The 16832-nt window shown below is 62.8% G+C and carries 14 protein-coding genes and 1 tRNA gene; 6 read left to right on the top strand and 9 right to left on the bottom strand.

The annotated features are described in order from the left end of the window. Positions 1 to 27: 27 nt before the first annotated feature. Positions 28 to 273, bottom strand: coding sequence for a hypothetical protein (locus PZN02_RS00985; RefSeq protein WP_280659788.1), 246 nt, complete (start codon positions 271 to 273; stop codon positions 28 to 30). A 135-nt stretch (positions 274 to 408) separates the two neighbouring features. On the opposite strand from PZN02_RS00985, the gene PZN02_RS00980 reads away from it, so the two are divergent. Beyond that, positions 409 to 1365, top strand: coding sequence for a patatin-like phospholipase family protein (locus tag PZN02_RS00980; protein WP_280659787.1), 957 nt, complete (start codon positions 409 to 411; stop codon positions 1363 to 1365). 341 nt (positions 1366 to 1706) lie between these two features. Here the strand turns inward: PZN02_RS00980 and PZN02_RS00975 are convergent, their stop codons facing one another. Continuing rightward, positions 1707 to 2843 (bottom strand): thermonuclease family protein, encoded by a 1137-nt coding sequence (locus tag PZN02_RS00975; RefSeq protein WP_280659786.1) that lies wholly within the window; start codon positions 2841 to 2843, stop codon positions 1707 to 1709. 1117 nt (positions 2844 to 3960) lie between these two features. On the opposite strand from PZN02_RS00975, the gene PZN02_RS00970 reads away from it, so the two are divergent. After that, the gene (locus PZN02_RS00970; RefSeq protein ID WP_280659785.1) at positions 3961 to 6072 is read left to right on the top strand and encodes a coiled-coil domain-containing protein; all 2112 of its coding nucleotides are present in this window, start codon (positions 3961 to 3963) and stop codon (positions 6070 to 6072) included. A 1106-nt stretch (positions 6073 to 7178) separates the two neighbouring features. Here PZN02_RS00970 and ggt read toward each other — a convergent pair. Both ggt and PZN02_RS00960 read right to left on the bottom strand, forming a co-directional pair. Continuing rightward, entirely contained in the window at positions 7179 to 8798 is a 1620-nt protein-coding gene (ggt, locus tag PZN02_RS00965) for a gamma-glutamyltransferase (RefSeq protein WP_280659784.1), read from the bottom strand. Between the two features lie 273 nt (positions 8799 to 9071). Beyond that, positions 9072 to 9485 (bottom strand): hypothetical protein, encoded by a 414-nt coding sequence (locus PZN02_RS00960; RefSeq protein WP_280659783.1) that lies wholly within the window; start codon positions 9483 to 9485, stop codon positions 9072 to 9074. 289 nt (positions 9486 to 9774) lie between these two features. On the opposite strand from PZN02_RS00960, the gene PZN02_RS00955 reads away from it, so the two are divergent. Both PZN02_RS00955 and PZN02_RS00950 read left to right on the top strand, forming a co-directional pair. Further along, a tRNA-Pro gene (locus PZN02_RS00955) sits at positions 9775 to 9851 on the top strand. Between the two features lie 251 nt (positions 9852 to 10102). Then, positions 10103 to 10246, top strand: a complete 144-nt coding sequence (locus tag PZN02_RS00950) for a hypothetical protein (protein WP_280659782.1) — start codon at positions 10103 to 10105, stop codon at positions 10244 to 10246. Positions 10247 to 10265: 19 nt separating this feature from the next. Here the strand turns inward: PZN02_RS00950 and PZN02_RS00945 are convergent, their stop codons facing one another. The 4 genes from PZN02_RS00945 to PZN02_RS00930 form a co-directional block, all read right to left on the bottom strand. Further along, on the bottom strand, positions 10266 to 10457 hold the full coding sequence (locus PZN02_RS00945) for a hypothetical protein (RefSeq protein WP_280659781.1): 192 nt from the start codon (positions 10455 to 10457) through the stop codon (positions 10266 to 10268). 133 nt (positions 10458 to 10590) lie between these two features. Beyond that, positions 10591 to 12093, bottom strand: a complete 1503-nt coding sequence (gene cysN, locus PZN02_RS00940) for a sulfate adenylyltransferase subunit CysN (RefSeq protein ID WP_280659780.1) — start codon at positions 12091 to 12093, stop codon at positions 10591 to 10593. Beyond that, entirely contained in the window at positions 12093 to 13046 is a 954-nt protein-coding gene (cysD, locus tag PZN02_RS00935; protein WP_280659779.1) for a sulfate adenylyltransferase subunit CysD, read from the bottom strand. Before cysD ends, cysN begins: the two co-directional genes overlap by 1 nt. A gap of 46 nt (positions 13047 to 13092) precedes the next feature. Next, positions 13093 to 13839 carry a phosphoadenylyl-sulfate reductase gene (locus PZN02_RS00930; RefSeq protein WP_280659778.1) on the bottom strand — a complete coding sequence of 249 codons (747 nt, stop codon included), beginning with the start codon at positions 13837 to 13839 and terminating at the stop codon, positions 13093 to 13095. Between the two features lie 287 nt (positions 13840 to 14126). Between PZN02_RS00930 and PZN02_RS00925 the strand changes: the two genes are divergently transcribed. Next, a complete protein-coding gene (locus PZN02_RS00925) occupies positions 14127 to 14513 on the top strand; it encodes a DUF6152 family protein (RefSeq protein WP_280659777.1) in 387 nt (128 codons plus the stop codon). Next, a complete protein-coding gene (locus PZN02_RS00920) occupies positions 14513 to 14998 on the top strand; it encodes a DUF6644 family protein (RefSeq protein ID WP_280659776.1) in 486 nt (161 codons plus the stop codon). The genes PZN02_RS00925 and PZN02_RS00920 overlap by 1 nt, the downstream gene beginning before the upstream one ends. Positions 14999 to 15098: 100 nt before the next feature. Here PZN02_RS00920 and betA read toward each other — a convergent pair whose 3' ends face one another. After that, complete coding sequence (gene betA, locus PZN02_RS00915; protein WP_280659775.1) at positions 15099 to 16748, bottom strand: choline dehydrogenase; 1650 nt, start codon at positions 16746 to 16748, stop codon at positions 15099 to 15101. Between the last annotated feature and the right edge of the window lie 84 nt (positions 16749 to 16832).

Below are 16832 nucleotides of genomic sequence, written 5' to 3'. Positions count from 1 at the left end.
TGTGCGCCAAACAACCATTCGACTGGATCAATCGCTCAATCGGATCACAACCACCTGATTGTCGAGCGTGGCCGGTATCCACATCGTCCCGTTTGCATTGTCTAGCGCAAAGTCGGCAGGACCGCGAATTTCCGTTTCCATCTCGATGGTGCCGGCGAACGCGCCGTCGGTCGACAGGATGAAGAGAGCGCCCGGCACGCGACAAATTCGATGCGGGGTAGCCGACTTGCTTGCCACCTCAGCCAACACCGCCAACGACGTGATCTTCGCCATCGCTTGAGTTCGGCGGCGTGGGCGGACCGGATCGGCGAGAGCGAATTGAATAGGCTCTGATCTAGTCTTCGACGAGCACCGCCGCTACTATCGCGGGCACGTAAGTTGACGAAATTAACGAGGGTTGTGTTTCGCATGTCGCTGGCTCCTAAAATCGCGATAGCCTGCCAAGGAGGGGGCAGCCATGCTGCCTTTGCTGCGGGTGTGCTGAGTGGCCTATTGGCGCCCGGGTTTCGTGATCGTTACCAGCTCATTGCCTTGAGTGGGACATCGGGCGGTGCCATGTGCGCCGCGTTGGTGTGGTCCGGCTTGATCCGCGGTGGGGCGGACGAGGCGAGGAGCCGCCTGATCGACTTTTGGCGCGACCTCAAGGTGCATGACATCCTTGATGCGGTGGCTAATTTCTGGGCAGTGTCGTCGGCACGCCTCCCGGTCAGCGCCGAGATCAGCCCTTACCTCTATAGTCCTGTGGCCGAGCCGCGGTTGCGCGACCTTCTCAGCCGTCACCTCGACCTTGCGTCGTTGCCGAGCGAGCCCCATCGTCGCGCGCGGCCGAAGCTCCTGATCGGGGCCACGGACATCATTCACGGCCTCGGTGTGGCGTTCGAGGGCGAGAGCTTGACCTATGACGAGCTGATCGCCTCGGCCGCGGTTCCCCCGCTCTTCCGTGCCGTGCAGGCTCACGGCACGCTCTTCTGGGATGGGCTCTTCAGCCGCAATCCGCCAGTGCGCGAATTCACCGAGTTGCCGGAGCGGCCAGACGAGATCTGGGTGGTACAGATCAACCCGCAGCAGCGGAACAGCGAGCCACGGGCGATGCCAGAGATTATCGACCGCCGGAATGAGCTGTCTGGCAACCTGGCACTCGCTCAGGAATTGTATTTCATTACGAAAATCAATGAGCTTCTCGCCGAGCATTCGTCACTTGGCGCACGCTACAAACCTATCATGATCCGAGTCGTCGAACTCGCGGGTGACCTGGACTATCCCTCAAAGCTGGACCGCTCCAGCCCGGTGATCGAGCGCCTGCTGCAAAACGGGCAGGAACGCGCAGCGTGGTTCTTCGACGATCGATCTTTGTGGCCACGCTAGCGAACAACGAGTTGTGCGGAGATCCAAAGCCGTTCTCTGTCGCCGTGGGGCGCCGGCAGCACCGGGCGATCGGCGGCCCCTACGCGGACATCACAGGTGGGACGAAACGTCCCTGACAAGATGGCGACCTCATAAGAACTGCGAACAAGCGTGCGACTCTCATGGTCGGCAGAGCCCGGGCATATGCAGAAGCCGGCACAGGCCGACCAAGACGCCAGGTCCACACTCCTCGTTAGATGGGCTCGATATGGATCGGGAATGCTCGATGCTGCGACACCTGCGCTAGCTGGCAACGTAGACCTCTTGGGCGGGCCTCCTGCGCGAATGCGAACAGACCGAACTTACGGGTAGGGTGTGAGGAAGCTCGCTGGCAGCGGCCGTTTCTGGTCGTCGACGATCGTCACCGGCCGGGCTTCGAACACCACTTCACCCGGCTTGTAGCGGAACGTGCCGTCCGGCCCGATGAGGGAGCCCATCGACAGTTTCCGGGCAAGCGACCAGTCGCCATTGGCGGCGGTGAAATCAGCTAGCATGACGACTTCCTCGTCATTACCGCGCATATAGTCGAGAAGCGTCGTCGGCTCGCCCAATGCCTCCCTTCGACCGACCCAGTCGACGCAGCGCCGGTAGAGCTTGGGATCGAAGCATTTGGAGCGGAAGGAATCCGTACCACGGATTGAATTGGAGCCGTTGTCGTCTTGGTCGGTGTCCCGCATTGACCGGGACGTGCAGAGCCCAGGCTCGAAATCGCGCAGATGGCTTGAGAGATTGCTGCGCAACTGCGATCGCCTTGCCCCACTCGTCCCGTGTGATGCATAGAGTTCCGTGAGCCGCTGCATTTCCGCGACCGTCATGCTGCCGTAGAACGAGCAGAAGGCGAAACCTTCTTGCAACGCGACATCGTTCAGCACGACGTCCTGCCCATTCTGCGAGAGCGTCACATAGCCCACGACGCGCCCATAGACATCGGCCGCACCATTGATGCTGTCCGCGAAGATCTTCAACTTCGCCGGTACTAGAACTTCCGGACTGTCCCTGTCGAACGGGCCCACGCCAAGTTTGGAGCGAATGCTATTGGCGAAAAAATCGGTCGACAGCTTGCCGTAGGGCTGCCGGTAGGACATTTGCCGCGCCACGTGCTTGGCAATCCACTTGCCATAATCCCCGTCGAACATACCTTCGCGGTAGTTCGGCGAGTAGTGGGTCTCCGGTGCATCGATGCCCTGCAGGCGCACCGAAAAGGAAGCGCCCCCGCTCCGGCGCAGGATCGACCGGAACCGCTCGTCGCCTGGCTTGTTGTCATCCGGCTGGAAGGTGCCGCCGCGCTCGAAGAAGGTACCAACCTTCAACGTCACTCCGTCTGAAAAATAGGTCGCGGTGGTCAGATCGGGGATGAATTTTAGTGTATCGACATCGGACGCGCCATGAGGCCAATACTGGAAAATATCAACGTGCCCAGTGATCTCGACGTACCCCATGACGGCCCTCCGAGTGAGAAAGAGAGCATCGCTGAAGCAAGTCTGATTTGCAAGGTAGACCGCGCTGACGGTCACCTATAGTTGCGATCGTAAATAGACGAAGTTCTCGTTTTGTGCTTCGAAGATCGCATAGTGTATCCACTGGAACTTGGAACGTGTGCAGTGCCCGAGCACCGCATAGGACAGCTGCCCGCGATAGGAGTCCAGAGGGGCAGCCCCCGGGTAAATGCGCGGGCCCGCAAGGCACGCAGCCTGAGCCGGGCATGGTGCAATTGTCGCTGTCACCCAGAAATGTCTTGCCGGACTGTCGTACGGGAGTGTGGTACAAGCACTTTAGGTGATCAGGATATTGAGGCCTTCTCAAAGGCTTGAAAAGGGCTGAATCCTTAGCTGGGAATCCAGGCGCCCCAGCCAGTTCCAAGGCCGGTTCGCCGCCCTGTCCTGCTCATTCGCGTGGTTCGCAGATCACCGGTCCCTCCGTCGGCCATCCCTCCTCAACCAGTGCGTTCAGGCCCTTGCAGACTCTCGACTGCGACGGCGGCTCAAGGCGTTCAGGTAATGCGGATGGATTAAGCCAATTGGCGGATACCTAGCCCTATTGGAAGGGCATCGCCACGAACCAGCTGTGCTAGACTGAACGATACCCCTGAAGATCACCAGCGCTGTGCGCGCATGACTTTTGTGTCAATCGCGCCTGGCCGGAGGATCAGTCATGGATATCAAGCTATCCGAGCCGATCTTCGGCAACCCTGCATTCGTCTCCAGGGGCTGTCGAACCGCGGCAGTTTCGTGGTTTCGCATGCGGCAGAGGTCGGTCAGTGCGGCCTGCTTCTTCACTCCCTTCTGTCTTGTTCTGCTGCTCGTGTCTCCGGCAATCAGTGAGCCGGCATCCGATGCCAGAGGCGGCAGCCGGGAACGTGCAGTCATAATTGCCCAACGACCAACACCGGCGCCAGTAAGGCAGCCATCGTCCACCCATGCCGAAAGGCGTCCGCCCGTGGCGCTATCGCCGGTGGCGGCGCCGTCGGCGGCGGAGCTATTGTCTGCTCTGAAGCGAGAACGGTCGAAGGTCCAAGCTTTGCTTCATGATCTGGCGGCCACTCGCAGGGAGCTCGAAGTGGCCCGCCGGGAAACGCAGACGGAACGTCAGCTGGGCGCCACCTTGACGCAGGAGCTTAGTGCCGCGTGGGCTGACCTGAAAGCCATGAGCGCTCAACTCGATCAGGCAGCGGATACCACAGTAGAAGCGAGGGAAACTGCGGACGCAGTGGTCAACGAGGCCAATGAGAAAGCCGCGCGCGAACGCGCCAAGAGTGCTGCGCTGGAACAAAAGCTCCTCGCGGCGCGCAAGGACGTCGACGCAATCAAGAACGATGCACAAACGGCTGGTGGTGCGCGTGAGGAAATTCTCCGCCGGGATCTGGCCGCTGCCAGGGGGGAGCTCGATGCGATGCGGCGCGCGCGCGACGACGCTGCTGCGCAGGCGCGCAGAGTTGCTGATACGGCGGTTGAACAAGAACGAGCCCTGGGAGAGCAGCGCCAGAGAGCTGAAGAGCTTGCTCGCGATCTGACGACGGTGCGGCGCGAGATGGAGGATTTGAGGGCCAAAGCTGGTGGAGCGATCCGATCCAAGGCCGCCGCGCTGAGAGCGCAGCAAGCCGGGGAGGTGGCCCTGGCCGATGCGAAACGTGCCCTTGATGAGGAGAGGGATAGGCTCGGAGCCTACGAACGCGATCTCGTGGCCGCCCGCCAATCGGCAGCAGCTCTCGAGGCTCGCGCCAATCTCGCCGCGGCTGATCAGGCTGCCGCGGTAGAGGCTCGAAAGCTTGCCGAGGCGGCGGCAACGCGGGCAGGCGAAGCGCTCTCACTGGAATCGGAGAAGGGAAGATCGCTTGCGCGCGACCTCGACGCTACTCGCCGGGAACGGGCCGATGCGAAACGAGCCCTCGATGAGGAGCGGCATAGGCTTAGGGCCTACGAACGCGATCTCGCGGCCGCCCGCCAATCGGTAGCAGCCCTCGAGGCTCGCGCCAATCTAGCCGCGGCTGAGCAGGCTGCCGCGGTAGAGGCTCGAAAGCTTGCCGAGGCAGCGGCAGCGCGGCCTGGTGACGCGCTAGCGTCGGAGGTCGAGAAGGGAAGATCACTCGCCCGCGACCTCGACGCGGCTCGCCGGGAACGCGACGCGGCAAAGGAGGAATTGACCCAGGTCTTAGCGGCGCAGCGCACTGCGTTGGAGCAGCGCGAGCGGGCCAATGGCCGCGATCTGACGACGGTGCGGCGCGAGATGGAGGATTTGAAGGCGAAAGCTGCTGGAGCGAGCCGATCAGAGGCCGCCGCGCTGAGAGCGCGGCACGTTGGGGAGGTGGCGCTGGCCGATGTGAAACGAGCCCTCGATGAGGAGCGGCATAAGCTTAGAGCCTACGAACGCGATCTCGCGGCAGCGCGCCAATCGGTAGCCGCCCTCGAGGCTCGCGCTAATCTCACCGCGGCTGAGCAGGCTGCCGCGGTAGAGGCTCGAAAGCTTGCCGAGGCGACGGCAAGCCGGGCAGGCGAAGCGCTCGCATTGGAGTCCGAGAAGGGACGATCGCTCGCGCGTGACCTCAATGCTGCTCGCCGGGAAGAGGCCGATGCGAAACGAGCCCTTGATGAGGAGCGGCATAAGCTTGGAGCCTACGAACGGGATCTCGCGGCAGCGCGCCAATCGGTAGCCGCCCTCGAGGCTCGTGCCAATCTTACCGCCGCTGAGCAGGCTGCCGCGGTGGAGGCTCGAAAGCGTGCCGAGGCGACGGCAAGACGGGCAGGCGAAGCGCTGGCATTGGAGTTCGAGAAGGCAAGATCGCTCGCGCGCGACCTCGACGCTGCTCGCCGCGAACGCGACGCGGCGAAGGAAGAATTGACCCGGGTCCTGGCGGCGCAGCGCACGGCGTTGAAGCAGCGCGAGCGCGCCGATGGCCGCGATCTGGCGGCGCGTGAGGAGCGGGATAGCCTCAAAGCTCGAACTGAGCGCCGCGTGGAGAAAATTGAGAAACCGAAGGCGCGGGCCGGTAATCGTACAACTGAACGTGCAAAGGCCGCTCAACCGAAGGGTACCCCATCGGCCCGTGATTCGGGATCGCGGAAAATTCGCAGGGTGCAGGTCCGCGAGCCAACGCGAGTGGTCCGACCGGCGACGATTGCGCTCCCCGACGCGCTGCTGCCCGAGCGCTTGCCAGTGAGCGGGCTTTGGTAACGGAGGTGGGGGCAATGCGAGGACTGATTTGCCCGGAGATGAGGAACACGGCAATGCACGCGAATCTAGCGGTCACGTTGTTGATCACAGTTGTGATCGGCCCTGCCTCGGCTCTTGGCGCCGGCGTTCGGGTTGGTGGTACCGGAGTCGGTGTCAGCGTGGGGGTCGGCACGAATGGCGCTTCGGTTAGCACGAGCGTCGGCCAGGCAGGCGGAGCAACGGCTGGAGTCTCGGTAGCCAAGAATGGGCGATCAACGGTTGGCGTCAGTGGCAAAGGTGGCGGTAAGGGCAGCGGCAAATCGGCGGGTGCCGGTTTGAAAGGCGGTTCATCGCACGGTGGAAGCAAAGGCACTCCTGCGGCGCCTTCAGGTGGGTCGGTCACAGCACCTGGTTCGGGTGCCGTGTCGTCGAGCGGTGTGGGAGCGGGGACCGTTCCGGGAACGGTTTCAGGTGGCCCGACCGCGGGAACCGGGTCGCTGGGAAGTGCCGGCGGGAGTGTCAGTGGCGGCGCAAGTGTCAGCGGGAGCGTAAGTGTCAGCGGGAGCGTAAGTGGCAACATTAGTGGGACTGTCAGTAGCACTGCCAGCCCGGTCACCGGCACTCCAACTGCGATCACCGGAGGCCCTCCCGCAAGCGCCGCACGACCGGGCGCCGCCCTGCCACGCATCCTGTTGCCATTAAGAGTGAGGCGGGCCGGAAACGAGCGAGGCGAACCGGGCTACCGCTTACTGGACCCAGTTCGAACTGGGGCGATCCCAGCCATACCACGCGCGGTGGTTGATGTCTGCCTTGAGGCGATCGCGTCGGCTGCGTCGCCCCTTGGCGCCGTGCGGGTGGGCGCGGCAAGCGCCGGTCCTCTGCAGCGGGATGGCCGCGGCACGCTCGCCGCCCCTCTCGTGGTGCGCGTAGACTACGCACGGCAAGGTGCAGTCCAGGTCCGTCGGGCGCGGATCACGTGTCGTCTCGACGCGGCCGGCAGGGTTATCTCGGTGATTTAGGCCGTTCGATGCGAGTATGTGACTGCCGCCGGCGGTAAGCGGGCGGCGGAACCTCAAACCCCGCTGACCTGAGGTCATCCTCGTTGAAGCATCTTGGATAGGAACGCTTCAGTAAGCCAGCGCGCAGCCGTCCTTGCGCGGGTCCGAGCCGGCCTGCAGCACGCCGTTTGCCGCATCGATCATGATTGCCTGGCCGCCGCCATGGGGCATCTCGGCCATCTTGATCTCGTGGCCCAGTGCCGCGAGGCCGTTCAGCACATCCTCGCGGATGCCGCGCTCCGCCTCGAAGCGGCCCATCTGGTGGAAGCCGCGGGCGCAGTCGATGGCCTCCTGCACATTCATCCCGAAATCGAGGATGTTGGTCAGCACATGGCTTTGGCCGACCGGTTGGAAGCCGCCGCCCATTACGCCGAAGCAGAGCCAGGGCTGGCCGTCCTTCATGGCCATTGCCGGGATGATCGTGTGCAGCGGGCGCTTCCAGGGCGCCACGCAATTGGGATGCGCGGGATCGACGCTGAAACCGGTGCCGCGGTTCTGCAAGAGCACGCCGGTCTTCGGGCTGCTGAGGCCGGTGCCGTAGGACCAGAACAGCGAGTTGATGAAGGAGCAGGCATTGCCCTCCTCGTCGACCACGCTGATATAGACCGTATCGCGATACGTGGTGGTGCCGGAGGTGGAGCCCAGCGCCGGCATGGCCTTCTTCAGGTCGATGCGCCCGCGAAGCTCGTCGGCAAAGCCGGCGGAGAGCAACTTCTGCACCGCCACGTCGGCAAATGCGGGATCGGCGACATATTTGTCGCGCGCTTCGAAAGCCAGCCTCGTGGCCTCGGCTTCGATGTGGAAACGTTCGACGCCGACCGGATCGTATTTGCTGAGGTCGAAGCCACTCAGGATGTTGAGCATCAGCAATGTCGTGATGCCGGCGCCGCTCGGCGGGATCTCGAGGAGCTCGATGCCGCGGTAGGTCGTCGAAATCGGCTCGACCCAGAAGGCCTCTTGCGTGGCGAAATCCTCCAGCGCATGCATGCCGCCCAGGCTGCGCAAGTAGGCAACGATGTCCTCGGCAACCCAGCCGGTATAAAAGCCATCGCGGCCCTTGCCGGCGATCTCGCGGAAGACTTTCGCGTGCTCGGGCTGGCGGAAGACCGCGCCGGCCTTCGGGGCGCGGCCGCCCCCCTTCAACCATATGCGCGCACTGTTGGCATCCGCCTTCAGCTTGCCTTCGTTGCGGCGCCAATCGGTGGCGACACGCTCGGTCACCACAAAGCCTTCCTCGGCATGGCGGATGGCGGGCTGCAACAGCTCGCAGAGCGGCATGGTGCCGAAGCGCTGGTTCAGTTTGCTCCAGGAGTCGACCGCGCCGGGGATGGTGACGGCATGCACCGAGGTCAGCGCGATCTCGTTCAATCCCTGCCTCAAAAGATGCTCGGCAGTAAGGCTTCTGGGCGCGCGGCCCGAGCCGTTCAGGCCATAGACCTTGCCGCCCCTTGCGGTGCCTGCCGGATTGGTACTGGCGGGGGCGAAAAGCACGAAATTGTCGCCGCCGATGCCGGTCGAGCCCGGCTCCACTACGCATTGCACCGCGCAGGCGGCGATCGCCGCATCGGCGGCGTTGCCGCCGCGGCGCAGAGTCTCGATGGCGGTGAGCGTGGAAAGAAAATGCGAGGTGGCAGCGGCGCCATGCCGGCCCATGACGACGGAACGGCCGGGCAGGTGCAGGTCACGCATGGGGAGCTCCGGGAGTCTCGGGGAAACGCGGGACTTGGAGCCTATGCCCATGCTGCTCCGATGGAAAGACTGAATTACGCGGCACTGACCGGTGTCACGATCGGGGTCATGGGGCGGGGTGATCGCAGCGGCGACGAGCAACTCGATCTTACAGCGGATCGTGCCGTTCGAGACCGTGTCCGAAGAAGCTTCTGGGGAAGTGCCAACGCCCGCGGGTCGCAAAAAACCGCCGGCTTTCGCCGGCGGGTCGTCGAGTCGTTGCGGAGGTGAACCTCACTCCGCCTTGGCGCCGCCCAGAAACTCTTCGCACCAGCTCGGCCCGTTGGCGCGCTTGCGATCGCCGACGAGGCGGACGGCGCGGATGACGTAGTCGGAGGAGACTGTGAGTTGTACGGAGCAGCTCAAGTATTCGGTGCGGGCGGCGGAGATGCGCTTGCCGCGTTTGCCGTCCGCCGTCTTTTCATACTCGGCCGGGATCTTGCGGGTCTTATAGCCGCCTTTCCAGCTATAGACGGTATCGTCGCCGGTTTCGACGTCGGCGATCGGGGGGCCGAATTGAGCGAAGAAGATGCCCGCGGGCTTGCCGAGCCACTGTGTCTCGACGGCGTTTTTTGCCACCCCTGAAGTCGTCGTGCAGCCGGCAAGGGCCAGCACAAAGCCGGCGACCGTCATCATGCGGAAGTTCATGTTTTTGTCCCTTTGGGTCTCGTTCTGAAATGTGCGGCGCGGAAGCCCGTATCCCCCGGATTTCCAAGCTTTCCGCTGAGCCTCTAGCGCCAAAGCGCGCGAAAGAAAATCCGCCCTGGCCGCCGGGTGTCAGGAAAATATGAAGCGTTGCAGAAACGCCCTATTGCCGCTCGGCGCGAGACGGCCGTCGTTTTTTCCACTGCTCGAAATTTTGCGCCAAACGGCATTCTTTTTTGCGATGGGCGCTTGTGAAATCGAGAATGCTGTTCTATAGAGGCGCCGCTGGTCACGGAGTGTAGCGCAGTCTGGTAGCGCACCACGTTCGGGACGTGGGGGTCGCGTGTTCGAATCACGCCACTCCGACCAGCTAAATCAATCACTTACAGAACATTTTGCCGGTGCGGCCGCGAGGTCCGCGCGATTGGCGGCGCGGCGTTCATGGTCCGTAGGAACCTGATCGGCGCGGTAGGTTCGGCCGCTTCGTTCCGGCGGCCTGGGCCGACGCGACCCGCGCCTTGTTGTTCACTTTGAAATAGACCGTAAACCAAATGTTATCTATTCAGGGTGAACGATCAGCGCCACTATCCCTTCAACAAACGCATTGCCGTGAGGTCGTGATGTTGAAGGAACCAATTTTCACACTGCGCGAAATCGTCATCTGGTCGGCCATCATCGGCAGCGTCGTCGGCTATCAACTTTGGCGTAACGGCGACCCGCCGCCGCTAACGATGCAACTGGCCCCGATCGAGCGGCGCGCTTGACCAATCCGCAATGGGCTCCTCACTCCTCAGGAAGTCCATTGCGTCGCGCGGCCTTGAGCAGAACCAGTTCGGTTGCAGTGGACCCGAATTCGTCTTCCAGCCGATGGGCCTCTTCCTCATCCAGGCGGTATTTCCGCGCAAACGCTTCGATCGTCATCATGCGGCCCTCTGCAGCAGCTTTGGGCACTTCGTTCCTGTCGTTACCAAGCATGGGGCGGCTCCTCGCGTCATCTGCCGAAAAGCTAGGGCGACCTGGACGGCTTGGAAGAGATGAAGCGACGGCTGGACCAATGAAAAAGGGGCAAGGGGCCGAACGGCCCCTTGCCCCTTCGATGGTTTAGCGGTCAGCCGTCGATCGCGTCGATGATTTCGGCCGCCTTGCCGGCAGTGACGCGACGGACCTCTACGTCCTCGCGGCGACCCGCGAAGAGTTCCGTTGCCATCAACTGGTCGGCAAGCTCCGCGGGCAGCGACAGAATCACCCGGCTTTCTTCCGCATGGATGCCGCCAAGGGCGGCGCGCTTGGCGGTGATCATGCCGCCGGCAATCGTGTTGTTGGTGTCCGGATCGATCAGAATGAAGGCGCCGGTGGTGCGGTTCTGTTCGTAAGCGTCGAAGATCGCCTGTTCATCGAAGACGAGATGAACCTTGCCGATGGCGTTCATCGGCAGCTCGTCCGCATGGTTCCACTTGCCGCTCTTCAGGTCGAGCTGGCTTGCGGGTTGAACCTGCACGCGCTGACGGCGGCTGCCGGATTTCAGCCAATAACGCTTGCCGGGCTGGATACCCTCCGGCTGCAGTGCGACCAGCTGGGCGTCAAAGGCGAGCCCGGTCATCGGCTGGCTGTCGATCGACGCGATCACGTCACCGCGCGAAACGTCCACCTGACGGTCGAGCACCAGCGTGATCGCGTCGCCGGCAACGGCGGCATTACGCACGAGATCGAAGGTGATGATCTTCGTGACGTTGGCAACCATGCCGGACGGCAGGATCACGACGGAATCGCCGGGCTTCACCGATCCGCCGGCAACCGTGCCCTGATAGCCGCGGAAGCTCTCGCCCGGACGCGAGACGCGCTGCACGGGCAGGCGGAATCCGACGGTCTGCGCAGAGCGGGTCGTTGCGAGTTCGAGAACCTCGATCAGAGTCGGGCCATCATACCAGGGCATGGAGGCGCGGCCGTCGTAGACGACGTTCTCGCCCTTGAGCGCCGAAACCGGGATCGCCGTGACCTGCCGCACGCCGAGCGACAGGGCGAGTTCCTTGAACTCGTGCGAGATCTGCTCGAAGCGGGAGCGGTCGTAGTTGGTGAGGTCAATCTTGTTGACGGCAAGCACGAACTGGCGGATGCCCATCAGTGTTGCGATCGTTGCGTGACGGCGGGTCTGCTCCAGCAGGCCGACGCGCGCATCGACAAGCAGCACAGCGAGATCGGCGGTCGAGGCGCCGGTCGCCATGTTGCGCGTATATTGCTCATGACCGGGTGTGTCGGCAACGATGAAGGAGCGCTTGTCGGTCGAGAAGTAGCGATAGGCGACATCGATGGTGATGCCCTGTTCGCGCTCGGCCTGCAGCCCGTCCAAAAGCAGCGCGAAATCGGGGAGGCCGAGATCGTTCTGCTTGCCTTTGGAATCGCGCTGAAGGGTCGCGGCCTGGTCTTCCTTGACCGCCTTGGTGTCCCACAGCAGCCGGCCGATCAGCGTCGATTTGCCGTCGTCGACGCTGCCGCAAGTGATGAGGCGAAGCGGGCGGGAATCGCGGGTGGCGCGCACCGGTTCCTGCGCCGGATAGGCCAACACTGCGGTTGTGTCGTTCAGGGCGGCGTTCGCGATTGCGGGTGCGGTCATCAGAAATATCCCTCGCGTTTTTTCTTTTCCATCGAGCCGGACTGGTCCCGGTCGATGGCGCGTCCCTGCCGTTCGGAGACGGTCGCGGTTTCAAGTTCGGAAACGATGTCGTCGAGCGTCGTAGCGCCGGAGCGGATGGCGCCCGTCAGCGGGAAACAGCCGAGCGTGCGGAAGCGGATCACTTCCTCGCGCTTCAATTCGCCAGGAAGAAGTTCGAGACGCGGATCTTCGGCAAGGATCATCATGCCATCGCGCTCGACGATCGGACGCTTCTTGGCGAAGTAGAGCGGCACGATCGGGATTTCTTCCGCCTGGATGTAGCGCCAGATGTCGACCTCGGTCCAGTTGGAGAGCGGGAAGGCGCGCACGCTCTCGCCTTTGCGGATCATGCCGTTATAGATGTTCCAGAGCTCGGGGCGCTGGTTGCGTGGATCCCAGCGGTGATCCGGCGTGCGGAACGAATAGATGCGCTCCTTGGCACGGCTTGCTTCCTCGTCGCGGCGTGCCCCGCCGAAGGCGGCATCGTACTGGCCGGCATCAAGCGCCTGGCGCAGTGCTTCGGTCTTCATGATGTCGGTATAGAGCGCCGAGCCGTGCGAGAAGGGGGTCACGTTTTCTGCCGCCCCGCGCGGGTTGGTATGGACGACCAGGTCGAGATCGTATTTTTCGACCATCTCGTCGCGAAACGCGATCATCTCCTGGAACTTCCAGCCGGTGTCGACATGAAGCAGCGGGAAGGGGACGCGGCCGGGATAGAAGGCCTTGCGCGCCAGATGCAAGAGCACGGACGAATCCTTGCCGATCGAATAGAGCATCACCGGGCGCTCGAATTCGGCGGCGACCTCACGGAAGATGTGGATCGCTTCGTTTTCAAGCGCCTTCAGATGCGGGTCGAGCGGTGGCTTCGTGCTCTGCGGATTATGCAGTTCCGTTTCCGGATGGTTATGGGGCATTTCGAACTCCGGGGAGGATACTTGTCTCTTGGTGTGCCGGCCGCCCTCAGGCGGCGTTGCTGGCGATGGAGGAGGCTGTTTCCGGCACGTGCAGGCCGCATTCGCGCTTCTCGTCGTTCTCCCACCACCAGCGTCCGGCGCGCTCCGGCTCGCCGGGCTTTATCGCACGGGTGCAGGGCTCGCAACCGATCGACGGATAGCCACGGGCGTGCAGCGGATTGACCGGAATGGCCTCTGCCCCGACATGGGCGCGGATCCTCTCGATATCCCAATCCGCGAGCGGATTGATCTTGATGAGCCCGCGTTCGATGTCGGCTTCGGCAAACGGCGTGGCGGCCCGATTGCCCGACTGACCGCGGCGAAGACCGGTGATCCAGTAGCTTGCCCCCTCGAGCGCACGCGCAAGCGGCTTTAGCTTGCGCACGCCGCAACAGGCATGTCTGGCCTCCACGCTCTCATAGAAGCCGTTCATGCCGTACTGCGCCACATAGGCTTCGATATCGCTCTTTTCAGGGTAGAAACGCTTGATGAGGATGCCGTAGGTTTCCTCGGTCTTGTCGATGAGCGCCACAGTCTCGTTGAAGAGGCGGCCGGTCTTCAGCGTCGCAACATCGATTTCGAGGCGGTTGCTGCCAATCGCGGCCGTGATGACCTGATCCTCGATACCGAGCGACGTGGTGAAAACGGCCTTGCCTTCAAGACCGGCTATGAGCGCCAGGCGTCCGGCAAGATCGAGGCTTTCGAGCGCTTCGCTGAGGGCTGTCGCTTCGGCTTCGAGGGTTTGCGTGATCATGGCTACATCCCATTGCAATTTGCACGGAATATCGCAGCCGTTTGTGACAAATGACAGAAAAACGGATTTCTATTGCTCAAGGATCAGAGCAAATATCTCTCTGATCCCTAAAGTTCTAAGAAAACCTAGTAATCTGGTAGATTACTCTTGCGGGGAGGGCGCATGGTACGTTCCCCGGAGAACATCGGCCCGTGCTCGCCATTCAAGAATAGTTGAATGCTCTGTCCTTTCGTTGCGCGTGCCCCAGGTTCAGGCTGATCTCGCGATCCATTGAAAGGAGACAAGAGATGGCCAGGTCCTTACCTGCTCGCCTCGTCGTCGGGAGCGTCTTCGGGCTGCTTGTCGCGACAGGCGCCTATGCGCACCATGGCTGGTCCTGGGCGGAGGCCGAACAGATGGAGCTTTCGGGAACGATCCGTGCGATTTCCATGGCGCCGCCGCATCCGACCCTTCGGGTGGAGACGGAGAATGACGGCATCTGGCGGGTCGAGCTCGGCAATCCGCGGCTGACCGAACGCTCCGGTTTCGTCGAGGGTGTCGCGAAGGTCGGCGATCCGATCGTCGCCCTCGGCAACCGCTCGCTCGACCAAAATGAGAAGCGAATGAAAGCCGTCCGGATCACGGTCGCCGGAAAGGTCTACGACATCTATCCCGAACGAATACAGACGAATTGATGAGCGGGGCGGAGGTGCTGGAGTGGATTGGCGCCCTGCCTTTTGCGGTGGCGATACGGCGCTCGGCGACCCTGTACCTCTTCGCGAATGCTGCGCATATCCTGTCGATCGGGATAATCGTCGGTGCGATCCTGCCGCTTGATCTCAGGCTGCTGGGTTTCTTCGGGAAGGTGCCGGTTGCGGTCGTCGGGCCGTATCTGTCGCGCGCGGCGGCGGTCGGCGTGGCGCTGGCGATCATCACGGGCTTTTGCCTCTTCAGCGTTCGGCCGGTTGAATATGCCGGCAACCCGGCCTTTCTGACGAAGATCACGCTGCTCTCGCTCGGCATCGTCAACGCGGCGTTATTGCACATGACGCCGCAATGGCGCGCCGCCGTCAAAGGCGGACCGCTCTCCATGAGGGTCCGCCTTTCGGCGCTGCTTTCCATGGTGATCTGGACCGGCGCGGTGCTTGCCGGCCGCTGGATCGGCTTCCTGTTGGAATAGTGCATGTCGCCCAAAAGTGCGCAGCGGTTTTGGGGTAACGACATGCATGAAAACAAAAAGGTAAAGCGCGGTGCGTGAATACGTTTGAACGCGACGCGCTTTACCGGTCGCTTAGCGCCCAGCGCGGATTGACCCACGGCTCCTGGTTGGAGCGGGCGAGCGGCTGCTTGCCGAGGATATGGTCGGCCGCCTTCTCGCCGGTCATGATCGATGGGCCGTTGAGGTTGCCATAGGTGACATGCGGGAAGATCGAGGAGTCGGCGACGCGCAAGCCATCGACGCCGATCACCCGCGCTTCCGGATCCACGACCGCCATCGGGTCGTCCTTGGCGCCCATCTTGCAGGTGCCGCAGGGGTGGTAGGCACTTTCGAGATGCTCGCGCAGGAAGGCGTCGATCTCGTCGTCCGTCTGGACCTTGTCGCCCGGCTGGATTTCCGGTCCGCGATACTGGTCGAAAGCCTTCTGGCTGAAGATCTCGCGCGTCAGCCGCACGCAGTGGCGGAATTTCTCCCAGTCCTCCGGGTGGCTCATGTAGTTGAAGCGGATCACCGGATCGGCCTTCGGGTCGGACGAGCGAAGGGTGACGCTGCCGCGCGACTTCGAGAGATTGTAGCCGACATGCACTTGGAAGCCGTGCGTGTTGGCGGCCGCCTTGCCGTCGTAGCTGATCGCCACCGGCAGGAAATGGTACTGGATATCGGGCTGTTTGACCCCCGGCGCCGAGCGCAGGAAAGCGCAGGCCTCGAACTGGTTGGAAACACCAAGGCCTCTCTTGAAGAACAGCCATTGCGCGCCCGCTACCCCCTGCCAGAACCACGGCAGCCAGGAATAGAGCGAGACCGGTTTGGTGCTGACCTGCTGGAAATAGAACTCCATGTGATCCTGAAGGTTCTGACCGACGCCCGGCCGGTCGGCCCTCACCTCGATGCCCATCTCCTTCAGATGCGCCGCCGGGCCGATGCCGGAGAGCATCAACAGCTTCGGTGAGTTGAAGGACGAGGCGGAGAGGATCACCTCCCGATTGGCCTTCACCACCTCGGTCCGGCCGTTGCGCTCGATCTCGACGCCTGTCGCGCGACCGTTCTCGATCACGATTTTGTGGGCGAGGCAGCGGATCAGTTCAACATTCGGGCGCTTCAGCGCCGGCTTCAGATAGGCGGAAGCGGCCGACCAGCGCCGACCTCGCCAGGTCGTCTGCTCCATCAGGCCGAAGCCTTCCTGCTTCGAGCCGTTATAGTCGTCGGTGAGTTCGAACCCCGCCTGCTTTCCCGCCTGGATGAAGGCGTGAAAGAGCGGGTTCCTGACGCTGCCGCGCTGGATATGCAGCGGCCCCTGCGTGCCGCGCCAGCCATCTTCGCCACCATGCGAATGTTCCATCCGCTTGAAATAGGGTAGCACGTCGGCATAAGCCCAGCCCTGGGCGCCCAGTTCCTCCCAGCGATTGAAGTCCTCCGCGTGGCCGCGCACATAGACCATGCCGTTGATCGAGGAGGAACCGCCGATCACCTTGCCGCGCGGCGCGGTGATGCGCCGGTTGTTCAGGTTCGGCTCGGGTTCCGAAAGGTAGCCCCAATTGTAGCGGTCCATGCTCATCGGCCAGGCGAGCGCTGCCGGCATCTGGATGAACGGGCCGATGTCCGAGCCACCGAACTCCAGCACGATAACCGAATGCTTGCCGTCTTCCGACAGGCGATAGGCCAGCGCCGAGCCAGCCGAACCGGAACCGATGATGACGAAATCTGCCTGCATTCTCTTTTCTTTCTATTTGATGCCCTCGGCATGCCCCTCATCCGGCTGCCGCCACCTTTTCCCCGCTCGCGGGGAGAAGGGACT

It is taken from the genome of Sinorhizobium garamanticum (genome assembly GCF_029892065.1).
Classification (GTDB): Bacteria; Pseudomonadota; Alphaproteobacteria; order Rhizobiales; family Rhizobiaceae; genus Sinorhizobium; species Sinorhizobium garamanticum.
This window is presented reverse-complemented; position numbering and strand designations above follow the sequence as displayed.

What these genes read in the sequence shown, in the direction of transcription:
- PZN02_RS00985 (WP_280659788.1), bottom strand. Translation starts at nt 273, where the DNA reads ATGGCGAAGATCACGTCGTTGGCGGTGTTGGCTGAGGTGGCAAGCAAG.
- PZN02_RS00980 (WP_280659787.1), top strand. Translation starts at nt 409, where the DNA reads ATGTCGCTGGCTCCTAAAATCGCGATAGCCTGCCAAGGAGGGGGCAGC.
- PZN02_RS00975 (WP_280659786.1), bottom strand. Translation starts at nt 2,843, where the DNA reads ATGGGGTACGTCGAGATCACTGGGCACGTTGATATTTTCCAGTATTGG.
- ggt (WP_280659784.1), bottom strand. Translation starts at nt 8,798, where the DNA reads ATGCGTGACCTGCACCTGCCCGGCCGTTCCGTCGTCATGGGCCGGCAT.
- PZN02_RS00960 (WP_280659783.1), bottom strand. Translation starts at nt 9,485, where the DNA reads ATGAACTTCCGCATGATGACGGTCGCCGGCTTTGTGCTGGCCCTTGCC.
- PZN02_RS00950 (WP_280659782.1), top strand. Translation starts at nt 10,103, where the DNA reads ATGTTGAAGGAACCAATTTTCACACTGCGCGAAATCGTCATCTGGTCG.
- PZN02_RS00945 (WP_280659781.1), bottom strand. Translation starts at nt 10,457, where the DNA reads ATGCTTGGTAACGACAGGAACGAAGTGCCCAAAGCTGCTGCAGAGGGC.
- cysN (WP_280659780.1), bottom strand. Translation starts at nt 12,093, where the DNA reads ATGACCGCACCCGCAATCGCGAACGCCGCCCTGAACGACACAACCGCA.
- cysD (WP_280659779.1), bottom strand. Translation starts at nt 13,046, where the DNA reads ATGCCCCATAACCATCCGGAAACGGAACTGCATAATCCGCAGAGCACG.
- PZN02_RS00930 (WP_280659778.1), bottom strand. Translation starts at nt 13,839, where the DNA reads ATGATCACGCAAACCCTCGAAGCCGAAGCGACAGCCCTCAGCGAAGCG.
- PZN02_RS00925 (WP_280659777.1), top strand. Translation starts at nt 14,127, where the DNA reads ATGGCCAGGTCCTTACCTGCTCGCCTCGTCGTCGGGAGCGTCTTCGGG.
- PZN02_RS00920 (WP_280659776.1), top strand. Translation starts at nt 14,513, where the DNA reads ATGAGCGGGGCGGAGGTGCTGGAGTGGATTGGCGCCCTGCCTTTTGCG.
- betA (WP_280659775.1), bottom strand. Translation starts at nt 16,748, where the DNA reads ATGCAGGCAGATTTCGTCATCATCGGTTCCGGTTCGGCTGGCTCGGCG.